The 12,455-nt window shown below is 42.4% G+C and carries 6 protein-coding genes; all 6 read right to left on the reverse strand.

Annotation, left to right across the window (positions count from 1 at the left end; translation table 11 throughout):
- Positions 1-42 precede the first annotated feature (42 nt).
- Complete coding sequence (gene pglX / locus KIV40_RS14965) at positions 43-3,735, reverse strand: BREX-1 system adenine-specific DNA-methyltransferase PglX (protein WP_285349966.1); 3,693 nt, start codon at positions 3,733-3,735, stop codon at positions 43-45.
- A 41-nt stretch (positions 3,736-3,776) separates the two neighbouring features.
- Positions 3,777-5,273: a DNA-processing protein DprA gene (locus tag KIV40_RS14970; RefSeq protein ID WP_285349968.1), complete on the reverse strand. Its 1,497-nt coding sequence runs from the start codon at positions 5,271-5,273 to the stop codon at positions 3,777-3,779.
- Positions 5,274-5,286: 13 nt separating this feature from the next.
- Positions 5,287-7,407 (reverse strand): RecQ family ATP-dependent DNA helicase, encoded by a 2,121-nt coding sequence (locus KIV40_RS14975; protein WP_285349969.1) that lies wholly within the window; start codon positions 7,405-7,407, stop codon positions 5,287-5,289.
- A gap of 100 nt (positions 7,408-7,507) precedes the next feature.
- Positions 7,508-11,206 (reverse strand): BREX system P-loop protein BrxC, encoded by a 3,699-nt coding sequence (gene brxC, locus KIV40_RS14980; RefSeq protein ID WP_285349970.1) that lies wholly within the window; start codon positions 11,204-11,206, stop codon positions 7,508-7,510.
- 86 nt (positions 11,207-11,292) lie between these two features.
- A complete protein-coding gene (locus KIV40_RS14985) occupies positions 11,293-11,856 on the reverse strand; it encodes a DUF1788 domain-containing protein (RefSeq protein ID WP_285349971.1) in 564 nt (187 codons plus the stop codon).
- Positions 11,856-12,455, reverse strand: coding sequence for a DUF1819 family protein (locus KIV40_RS14990; protein ID WP_285349972.1), 600 nt, complete (start codon positions 12,453-12,455; stop codon positions 11,856-11,858). Before KIV40_RS14990 ends, KIV40_RS14985 begins: the two co-directional genes overlap by 1 nt.

The following is a 12,455-nucleotide window of genomic DNA, read 5'->3' on the forward strand; positions in this document are numbered from 1 at the left end:
GCCCGAAGGCTGTGCATTATCAATAGAGACGCAACCAATTGTTTATTTGGTTGTAATTTTCTCAGATGCTTTACCGTGGATGGCTTTCACGTCTGCAAGTAAGTTACCAAATTTGCCGTAGTTTACCTTAACGCCATCATCGAGGTCGATACTGATCTTCATTTCAGCAAGGTGCTTCAGTTCTTCATCGAACTTAACAAGCTCTGCTTGTTTCTTATCGATGGTTTTCAGTTCTTTATCAATCGCACGTAGTTCTGCGCCCGTTGCCGTTGCTTTTGAGTCTTCAAGAATGTTCTTACGACTTTCTAGCTTACCCATGAGCGGCGTAACGTATTCGCTACGCATGCGCGATAGGGTACTTTCATTGTAACGGTGCAAATAGACCAAACATTCAAACGCTTTTTCTTTACCTGAGCTAAATAGCCAGTAAATAGGGCGTTTCTTGTATGTCTTTAAATGGTCTTTAAAGAACTGTGTTGAGAAATAACGACGGATGGTATCGATAGATTTCTCGCCTTGCCCCTTTTTAGAAGAGAGGGGCTTAATCGCATCCAAGCACAGGCTTTCAGCCACAAAATCTAAGTTTTCTTGTAGGTGCTCACCGCCCCAAACCGTTTTCACAAATTCACGGAAGCGGGTAGTAGCATCATCTTCAAACACCCAGTCTTCATCTGCTAAAGGCACGATACCGTCGTCGTCTGCAGGGAAAGTTTTGTATGCCCCTTCTGCTACAAGTTCTTTGAAGCCGTTGTTGCCTGAGTTAGCGTAGACTAGGCCTTCGCGATCGAGAGAGTAGCGGCCCATTATACAGCCGATGATATAGCTTAGGAGGCTTGCTGAAGTTTCAGAAATAAAACGGTTAGATTGGTCTTGTTTAGTTAGTTTTGTTCCATATACATAAGCAGGGTTACATAATAGTGTGACTTCATTGATTGGTGTGCTTGACAAAATTTCGTTGCCCAAGCCGAAATGTTCTATGAATAGATCATTAACTTTTTCTTCCAGTTCTTTTGAAAGAGTGGTCTTTGTTCTCGATTCTTTAAGGAACTCATTAAGTTTAGAGTTTAAAGAAAAACCATCTTTAGAGTTTACAATGGGGTGTCTTTTAAAGTTCCAAGACATTTCAGCAGAGTCCCAGTCAGCCCTTGATATCTCGACCAATTTTTCAACCAGTGAAATAACTTGATTTTCATCAATGTTTTTAACACTTGGAAGTGAAGCTATGTTACCAGCTTGGACATGCAATGTTGGGTTCAGAGCATGTACAATCTCCGCGGCAACCTTTGAAGTTAAATACCCTAAAGTAATTTTCGCTTGACGCGAGTCATTAGGGAAAAGTGATGGTCCACTTGCGTCAAATATAAAACCCTTAGGGTAATAACGAACACCAAGTTGCGAAAAGCTTGTAATATCAGTCCACCCGATCATTTCATGAAAGTACAGTTCTTCTGATCTTACAGATGCTCGACCTGTGGCTTTAATTTCCGCACCGTCGTCTTTCCATAATACAACCCAGTTTTGGTTTCCATACCACTTTCTGTATTCTCCACCTTTGTTATAAGGAACCCACTTTTTTTTATGTTGTTCTGAATTATTAACTTCATGCCAAAGTCGCACAAATCTATCGTTATCAGCAGTAGTCATTCCCCCTCTAACGTGAAGGTCATCACCTAAAGCCCCTGTTTTTGAGAAGCTTTCTATAATTATTCTGTTTAACCAATAGGCAATAGGACTTCCTGGAATCTTTTTGAAATCACTTTGTGTTGTCGATGCAAATAAATAGTCTTTCTTAAGTAGCGAATTTTTTTTATCTACCTCTTTTCCTCCCACTAAACGGAAAAATGACGGGACAAATTTACTAATATGGTGTTTGCTTAGTACCCAGGCGGTAGTTTGCACGACTTCACCAGAAATTTGACCAAATGCACGAGCACCAAGGTGAGCCATTGTGATAATCGTTTTTGTATCTAGCAGTGATTCGCGCATCTTTTCAAAACTGGATAGGAACATCCAAGATTGCATGTTGACCTGAGCGTTACACCCATCTTCTTTTAAGAAGTGAAAAACACGCTCCATGAAAATAGCAAAAAGGTCAGACTTAGAGTTAGGGTAAGACTTTTTAGCAAAGTCCTTCAAAGCAGCATTCATGCCTTTTGAACCCATATATGGAGGGTTTGCTACCGCTACATCGTACTTAATAGCCAATACAATAGCTTGTTCCACAATAGGAATTAGTGCTTGCGCTGCTTCTTTTGCCGTTAGCTCACTACCTTGTGCTTTATCAGCTAGTTTTGCTTGCAATGCATTCAGTGGTTCAAGGTATTTGCTATCAACTTCAATCAATGAACCTAAGTTTTTCGCATCAATAAACTGTTCTTTCAGGTAACGCAACAAATCAAGGTACACCTTGTTCTCTGCTGATACTTCACTGATGTCGAGTTGTGGCTCTGCAAACAAGTCTCCCATAGAACCTGCTTTTTGGTTGCCATCTAAATCCAAGTCTGCCCATAGCTGGTGAATGTTAAGGTTTTCAGTAGACTGGATGGAGTGGATATTCAGTTTAATATCACGGTTGAAAATGCGTTTGTCATCCTCACGCGCTTTCATCATCACTGCAAAGGCTGCCATTTGCGCCGCGCGATCATCAATATCCAAACCATAAATGTTCTTGGTAAGGATAAGCTCTGGGATTTCACGTTGGCGATAGCCGCGTTCTAGGTAGATTTCACGCAGCACTTGATAGACTTCAACCAAGATGTGGCCTGAACCACAAGCAGGGTCGAGCACTTTGATCTCTTCAGGGTCAATGCTGGTTGGCGTAATGGCTTTTAGTTGCTCGATAACATCATCACTTTGCTCAGCAGGCGTGATGTAATATTCCATTTTCTCTTTCAGTTCAGAGTCAGGGTAGGTAGCAAGCCATTGACGACCCAGTGAGTTTTGAACAAGGTACTTAACAATCCAGTTTGGGGTAAATAGCTGAGTGGCAGCAGGAATGTCTTCGCGCTTAACGACTTTGCCAATAACCGCATCTTTATGCTCAGAGGTGTAGAACTGGTATAGCCAACCAATGACCTCAATCTCTTGCCAGTTATCTTCTGGGATGTCGTTAACCAAATCTTTCAAAATTGAATCGGTTTTGGTCAGGTTATCTGGCAGGAGTAGCTCAGTTGCGTCATCGAGTGCTTCAAACATGAAGGGCATCGCTTCACTAAGCTGGTGGCATTGACCAAGAAGAAGAGCACGGTAAAGCTCTTCTTCTTTGTTGCCATCTAGCACCATGTCAATGATGCTTTCTTTGTTTAAGCCTAGGTCGTTGGCTACGTCTGCCGCTGAGCCTAAAATCTCAAAGCCTTCACCAAATTGTGCGTTGTCACCATTGCTCAATACTCGGTAGCCATGATCGAGATACTCGTTGACTTCCATGTAGCGGATAGCGGTTAAACGGTTGAACCACGTAAAAGCAGTTTCGTTAATGAATTGGTTAAAACCGTCTTTTAATACGAACTTACCGTTGTTCGTGCCTAGCGCTTCGATACGTTTAACGAGTTGGGCACGTTGTTGACCTTGCTGACGAGTAAAGACCCGACCTTCAATCACGGCACTATCGCCGTCAATAGTCATTTCTGCAATGCGATCTGCGTATAAGCCAAGGAATGCAGCACGCTTTGTTACGGCTTCCATAAAAGCCAAACGGGCTTTAGGAGCGTAAGCTTTTAATTTATTGGTGTTCATTATATCACTCTTAATGATTATATTTCGTTTGAATAGAGTATCTATACTGTTTGATCATTGTTTTCTATATCAATGATTTGATAGCTTTTTGCGCGTCCTTGACGAATCAGTAGCTCGTGATCCTGAAAGTGTGTGAGCAACTTTTTCACGGCGGCGTTGCCGATAATGTTAACTAACACAGATAACCCTTCTAAGAGTTGAGCTTCTGTTAAAGTTACTTTCTCTTCATCGTTGGTTTGTTTTGCTTTGAATAGGTCAAGCAACTCATAGTAGAAGAACACCAGTGTTTCAGAGCCTGAGAATGCAGGATCGGATAGTTGATCGTTACCAGTCTGATTTTCAGCTGGATTCAATTCATTTTGGGATACTTCAGCGGCTACTTGCAAGTTATTGTCAGCATACGTATCTACGCTATCGAGCACTTCCGTGGGGTTATGTATCGCTGTTACTTCTTCAGTTGTCATTTCATTTTCGGGCACTAGTTGCACCTCTGCCACGTTATCACTTGGGGCAATCAATGAAATTAGTGACTCTTCAGGTGTTATAGCTTTTGCCTGTGCCATCGTTTTTACTCGTGTCTTACTGCTTGGAAAACCGTTCAATATTTCTGTGTTTCCAGCGATGTTTGGAGAATCATGATAAGAAACGAATTGTGGGCACCAGCCAGCAATTAAATTCTCTTTTACGCCATTGATTGTCCCGCCTTCAACTCCAGAACAAATCGCAACCACTGCCTCGGAAAGGAAATAGATGTATTTGTTGCGTTGCATTGCGTTTTCACCACGACCAAAACTCGCTTCTGGATCAAAAGGAGAGAGTAGTAGGAGTTGCCCATTTCTTAAATATTCTCTCCATTGGCTGTCGCCACATGCTTTGAATAAGCTATCGCCTAGAATACCGATTGCCTTATTGTTCTTCGATAGTGATCTGTGCATGGCGATGCTGTCGATGCCTTTAGCAGCCCCAGAAACTACTTGGAATCCGTGACGGTTGATCTCATCAACATAATGAGTCGCTGCAGCTTCATCACTTTTGCCACAATTACGAGAACCAACAAATCCAATACCTTTGTAATTTAGTAAATCAATATTACCTATTCCGAATAGGATCGCTGGTGCTTTTTCTCTTAAATTGCGTTTGATCTGAATAGGGTAAGCCTTATCCGCTCGGCTTAGAATCCAAATGCCAGCACTTTGCCATTTTTCTAGCGCTTGTGAGAGAGCCATACCTCGTGACAGTAATGACTCGAATCGTTCTCTAGTCATCTCAGAAACGGTTTTATCTAAGCCTCTCATAAAGCCAGAAAGCGCACTTTTTGAAGTGAAATGCGTCGCTTCATCGGCAAAATCGGCAAAGAAAGATTCTAGTCGTTCGTTATCCAACAAACTATGTGGCTGATAGTCGTTTGCGTTCATCCAATGAGCTAAATAACCAAAGCCGTTGTCTGTAAGAGGTTTACATTGCTTTCTATCTGAACGATTAAAATAATGCGTGAGCATTAGCATCGCTTTGGTGTTTTCTGAGAGGCTAGGTTGCATATTATCATTCATTCTATTGGTTGTTTTTAGTGCTAGTTAGAGCAATCGGAACCACTTTGGGTACGCCAAGTCTTCTTAATAGTGCTCCAATAACGGTAAAGGTCCAGCCAGAGTCACTTGCATCATCGAGTAGCCATACTGGTGATCCATACAGTTTACTTGAATCTATATGAAATGCACCATCTAGGTTTCTACTTTGGTGATAGCTGTTTTCCATCGTTTTTTGCTCAGGTCGAAGTTCGGATATCGAAACGGTATCCTGACACGGTACTCCAAGTGCGGCAGCCAGCTTGTGGGCAAAGTTTTTCACTAGAGTAGGGTGTCTAAGTGATGGCACGTACGTTATCCATGTTGGCCTTAGCTCATAGGGAACGGTATTGAGCATTTTTACCATTGGGGCGATGAGTTCATCACTGAACGCCCCATTAAACTTGCCCTGTGCAACCATATCGCCCCAGCCCCCATCTCTCCAAGTCGACATTGCCCAACCTCTATCACATAAAAGGTTGGGGTTTCTATACGGAAAACGATAGATGGGAAAAGCGCTTCGGACTGAATCGCTTGATGCGCCGAAAAGTTTTCTTGGCTCTAGCTTGATATAGCGGTTACGTAGAAAGTCGGCTGCTTTTATGATTGAATCTTGAGTTACCGTTTCAGGTAATTTGCTTGTCGGATTGCAATGTTCACATTTTCCGCATGCTTGAATGTCATGGTCGTCTAGCTCTGCACCTAGAATCTGCATTAAGCAGCGGTTTAGTGAACCATTGAAGTAAGTAAGCAGTCGTTCCCACTCATCTTCTTTAAGGCTGTTTAATCTCTCAATTTTATCATGAGGCAAACTGTAATCAGAAGCTGTGCGATAGTACATCGTGCCATCTTTCATGATTGGAGATGGGAACTCAGAGGTTAGAAACTTAATGATGTGTTCCAGTTTGCCTTTTGAGCAGTTCATGTGCTTTTCTAGCTCTGCGAGCTTGATGCCATTATGGCTTGCCACTAGTGTAAGGAAAGCGTTAATTTGTTCTTCTTTTGGAAAGGCATTTTTAATGAAAAACTGCTGAATGCGAGCGTCATCTTCGCCAATCATGAGTATGCCTAGAGCGTTATCGATCCCACGACCTGCACGACCTACTTGCTGATAATATTCGACGATATTACCAGGTGCTTGAAAGTGTATAACAAATGCCAAATCGGGTTTATCAAATCCCATTCCTAACGCAGATGTTGCAACAAGGGCCTTGATCTGATTTTGTTGCAGCGCTTGTTCTAAAATAGGCTTATTCTGGCTTTCAATATCACTGTGATAGGCTTGTGCATTAATATGTTGAGCCTGTAAAAATTCTGCAACGATATTGGCATCTTTGGTTGTTTTACAATAGATGATTCCTGAACCATTTAGACGGTTCAGATTTTCTGCCAGCCACGCTAAACGCTGGGATTTGCTTCGAATACGAACGGTTTGTAAATTAAGGGAGCTTCGCATTAAAGATCCACGAATTACTTGGAGTCTATCTCCGAGCTGGCTTTGGACATCGGTGACGACTCGGTTATTGGCGGTAGCTGTCGTTGCAAGCACAGGCATGTTGCGCGGCATAAACTGGATTGCACGCACAATTCGCCCGTAATCAGGTCTGAAATCATGTCCCCAGTCGGAAATACAGTGAGCTTCATCTACCACGAACAAGCCAATGTTATTCACGATTTGAGGCAGAATTTCCTGACCAAATTTAGTATCACCTAATTGCTCAGGTGAAATGATGATTGCGTCCACTGTGCGAGATAGGATCTGACGCTCAGCATGGGTTTTCTCATACTGATTCATGGAAGAGTTGTATGAGACGACATTGAGGCCGAGTTTAGCCGCACTTTCAATTTGGTTTCGGATCAAAGATAAAAGCGGCGATATAATGATACTAGGCCCGTGACCTTGCATACGGCGTAGTTTTGTCGCGATGAAGTAAACCGCACTTTTACCCCAACCAGTTCTTTGAACGACGAGTAGCTGATTTTGTCTTTCTACAAGCCCACTAATTGCTTCCCATTGACCGTCATGAAACGTTGCGTTGGAGGCATTTGTCATTTGTTTTAGGTAGTCTAAGCCTAAATTTAGTAATGGCGATTGAGCACTATTCATGTTGTTTATCGTTTGAGTAGTCAATTGACGTTAAATTATAAGGATTACCACACTTAGAGAGTGTGGTAATCCTGTTTAATAAGCCTTAATTATTACTAGGCTATTTAATTCGAACTTTGTGATTAGACGCAATTAAGTCGGATAATTGTATTTTTAGTGCCGACAGGTAGGCTTCTAGCTCCGCTTCTGTTTCAAGGTAGCTGCTATCGCCAAGCTCTTTGAAGATTGAACCTGTATCAAAAGTGACAACTTTTTTAGCTTTTGGTTTTGCTATTGATGGCTCAGCAACCTTTAGCGTATCAGTAGCCGTGGTTGCACCATAGCTATCGGCATCGCTTGGCTGTAAATCAAGTGTGCCGTTACCATTAGTGGCTGTTGTTACTTTTTCTGCCTCACGTTTAGCTTGCTCTGCTGCTTTCGCTTGTTGGTCAATGTAAGCATTAATGATCTGCTCAGCTTGTTCGACTAACTCATCTGAATTACGTACTTCTTCATTAACTTCTGCAATGCTCGTTAGTTTGTCCAAACGTTGAAGAGACAATTGAAGCGGTCGAAGCGCATTATTACTGATGGTGTCAGGTGCTTTTGCTTCAGAAATATGTTGTTGAACATCTTCAATTGCCGTTTGTAGTTTGGTTGCGGCAACACGTCGGCTATTGGCAAGAAGCTCGCTATTTACTGCTTGTACTTCTTCAATTAAGCCTTGAACATTGCGAATTTTGCCGTAAGGGCGCTTATCCTTGTAAATCGCTTCTAGCTTATCCAGTGCAGATTTTGCTTGCTCAGAAGTTTCTAGTAGGTAGCGGTTTTTTGCGAACTCGACATTCAACGCGTTTGCGAGTGTTTGCCAAGTTGAGAATTGCTTTTCGTAAAACGTTTCGAGATCTTCGAAATCTTCGACAAAATCTTCTAAGTCGTTACCTTTGCGAAGTAACTCATCAATGAACTTGTAGCTGCCTTGTTGTTCAAGCAGGGCAGAGAGCAGCATAATGCCATCTTCGATTTCGTTTGTGCCAGGGAAGTAACCTGTGGTTGATTTTGCTTTGAAATCCTTGAGTTTTGCTAGCTTGCCTTTCAAAAGAACGCTTGCTTGTTCAAACAACTCTTTTTCTGTTGTTGGTGCATTTTTCTCGAAAATGCTTTTATAAAGGCCTGCCGCTTTCTTTAGGTTGGCTTCCGATTGTTGTTGAACTCGGCGAATGCGTAGGTTTGCTCGTTTTGCCGTTTTATCGAGATGCTCAAACGCACTGCGTAGAGCCACATCTTGTTGGTTCGCTTGCAGTGTCAACTTGTTTGCGACAGCTAAACGGGCAATCATTAGAATGATTTCGTTATCATTCCAACCATAAGGACGACGAGAGAACTTCTTCACCATGTCACCCGCAGTGATAGGGCGACCATATTCATCACTGATTGCGATATGTTGTTCCATTTCAGCGATGGCACGAGGGTTGGCTTCAACGTCAGTTAAATCGATGTTCATCTGGCTTAGATCGTCGACAATTAGGGTTTGTTGAATTTGCTGGCGAATATCACCGTTATACGGTTTAACGTATTTTAGTTTACTGAACGTATTCTCAATAACATGGCAGTAGGCGTTATCAACAATGGCACTTGGGGTTGTACCTTTCGTGGTGTAGTTTTGACCTAAAACGTAGAAATCTGATTGCTTGATGAGTTCTTCTAGTTCTGAAACGATTTGTTTGCGACGAGCACTGTTTTCCGCCGCTTTTGCTCGAATCAAAACTTCCATCTCTGCGTCACGACCTGCGTTGCGCTTGGTGTATTTCGCAGTACGGATGTAAGTGCCTAGCTCACCGAACAGGCGAGTTTGGTCTTTAAGTTTGAGTAGAATGGAGTCGGATGACTCGTTGCCACAAACCGCATCGTTCATTTCATAATAGCTAGAATCGATAGGTGAGATCACTTTCAATAACAGGTCGTTATCCGTCGTGCGGTCAAATGGTTGACCATTACAGAAGCGTGAAACAGGGAAGTCCTGCTTGTTTTCTGGGTAACGGTAGTTATTGTTCGTTTTTAAGATCTCTTCAAAAAGGATTTTGCTTAACTCTGCTGTTTCGTCAGAGGATTCGATCTCTGTATTTTGGATTTCCTTCTCGATTTCTTTTTCTTCATTGGTCAGGAAGATGTATTCATCCCCTTGACGAGCAATCAGGTTGTTGTTTTCTAGTGCATCTAGGCTGTTAGTGATGTCTACACGAAGTTCACGTACATCCTGATCTACCTCATTAATACATAGGGTAATAATGTTGTCGATGGTGGATTTCATCTCATCAACGTAGCGGATCATAAATAACGTTTGCAGAACTTGAACAGAAAAAGTATTGATTGAGCTTTTTTCAGCCGCTTGGTTAATGTCGCGTACTACAGCGGTATCGAGGAACTTCTTAATCGACGGGTAAAAACTGTATAGCGGGATCAAACGACCAATATCATCGGACACAAATTGATTTGTTGCGGTTTGGAACGCTTCAATAAGTGAACGTTCACCTTTAGCAAGGTGTGTACCTGCTGCACCAGCTTGACTGATGCCAGAAAATACCTTTTGAACAAGGTTATATTGGTACGGGGCAAACGGGTAACTTGAAATGAAGTTATCTGTTCCTGTGAAGTTAGAGAATTCCGCTTTGTTTGTGCGCTCAAAACTTAGGTGATTACGAATGATATCGCCTTTCTCATTATACAATTGCGCCAGCGCTGCTTTGGCTGGTTCTGTTTTGTCGAGCAGACGTTTTTCAATCACTTCGTTAACGTTTGAACTTGAAAGAGAGATGCGGTCGAAACGTTGTTGGATTCGCGAGAAGTCATTCTTACGAGAGCCTTCTTGCATTTTACCCAGTACAGCATCCATATCCTCTTGAGATGTAACCACAACCCATGCACGGCCTTCACAAATGGTGCCAAGGTTTTCTGTGATGGTTTGTAGCTTTAGCATCATCTGCGTGTTCTGACCAATATATTGACCAATTTCATCCACGAAGAAGTGAATACGACGCTCTGGGCTGCCGTCAAGGTACTGTTTTACCCACTTACAGAAATTTTGGATGTCTAGGCTGAAGTTGTTCTCTAGACGCTCGATAGCTTGGCGACCTGCTTCTTCGGACTGTCCTGTCACTTGGGCAAAGGCTGCGGCAAGGTCATCGCGGTAAAAGTCATAAGAGTCACGTTCTTCTAGCCATGATGACCCTGACAACTCTTCAAATACTTGGTGAAATTCTTGTAGTTTGCCACGAGCATCCAGATCTCGTTCAAGATCGGCTATATGAGCGTGATCGCCTGAGTATCCCATTTTCTCGTTAAATACTTTGAGGAATACTTTCAGGATGGCATCTTCTTTATCATCGGTATCGGCGCGGCTATCGATGTTAAATAGAATGACGTTGTTTTCCTTGTTGATTGCACGACGCATATCACCAAGTAGCATCTGGTCTTCTTCAAGTTTTTCTTCGAAGAAGTTGATTGCACGTTTGCTTTCGCCATCATGGTTTGTCTCTACGTTCTTTAGCAAGTAGGACATAATTTTAATGAAGTGCGATTTACCAGAGCCGAAGAAGCCTGAAACCCAAATGCCAGATTTGCCTGTCATTGATGCTTTTTTAGGATCATCGACTGATGGCATGTAATATTTGAAGAACTGCTCAATATGACCCTTAAGCTCGGCAGTGATCACGTATTCGTCTAATTCGACAAAGACGGTATCATTTTCAACTTGATCGGCTTTTACCACGCCATTGATAGGGCGGGTAATATCTTTAGTAAATAGCTTCTGTAACTGCATGATGGTTTCCTAGCTAAACTTTATTTTAATTTGGTTGTGTGATGGGTTACGGCACTTTGTAACCAGTAGCACATTATTTAATTGAATTATGCGAGCTTAAAAGCGCGATAATAGTTATTTGATTCGACGCGCCCGAATGGTTTTAGCGCAGCACCATCGTATTCTCCTGGGTAGAACATGACGGTAGGCACTTGACCAACTTTAGCGTGTAAAGCATTGAGTAGTCCGTGCCCGCGAACGATAGGCCATACACTGCCTAAACCGTAAAGTAGGATAAAATCACAGTTGTCGATGTTTGCTTCATTGACGATAAACTCTGCGACTCGGTTTTGTTCTAAAGGACCTTTTAGCGCTTTGAAAAGGGCATCATCACCTTTTTCAAACTGCATTTTAAATGCTTTATCAAGGAGGCGGCGCGACTCTAAAAGTTTCACGATCATTTCGAATAAGTTAATGCTCGCGAACGTATACCCACGATTGCTCAGTTTCTTTTCGAGTATGGCGATATGTTCACGCACGGCGATTTCATGCTCTGGTTTGTAATCGAAAATGTAGAAACCGATCTCACCGCCAAGTTCTTTATTTTGAAGAAAGCCTTCGCTCTCTAAACGTTCTTGGATGGAATCGAGTCGTTGTTGTAATTGCTTCATCAGTAAGCCTCCATCGCTTGGATAATGTCTTCTTGGTCCATTTCTATGAGGAGTGAACGAACATCAGGCTCTATGTAGATATTGGTTAAAACCTTAGATTTTGTACTTTCCAGAAAACCACCGTCAGTCATAACTTTAAATGCGACTTGTGCAATCTTATAAGTCGATGATTCAGACATCTCAGCAAACTCTGGATAGAGGCGGCATTTATCTTCCCAGAAGTATTCCCAATCTTTGCTGTCGATGCTTTCTCTATACATGCGTTTCGCGTCCATAACGACGGTTCGCATGAAATCCGCTAAGAGAGGCGAATTAATAAGAGTGGCCGCCATCATCAATTGGGCTGCTGCCTCATGGTTGGCATTTGCTAAGGCAGACAAAAACTCGTTACTCAGGGAGCCAATGCGTTTTTTGATGGTTGAAGCATTACGTTTGGCTGAAGCTGGGGAGCGTTTTTGTAAGATGTTTTGATTCACGATCGCATCATCCCACTGTTCTTTACTTGGTTGAGTAAGCAGCAAATCCGCAATCAACTGACTCTCTTTTATCATTAGGCTGCCACCGATCAGATCGCCAAGATATTTTTTATATTCAGTCAT

This window comes from Vibrio sp. D173a (assembly GCF_030248475.1).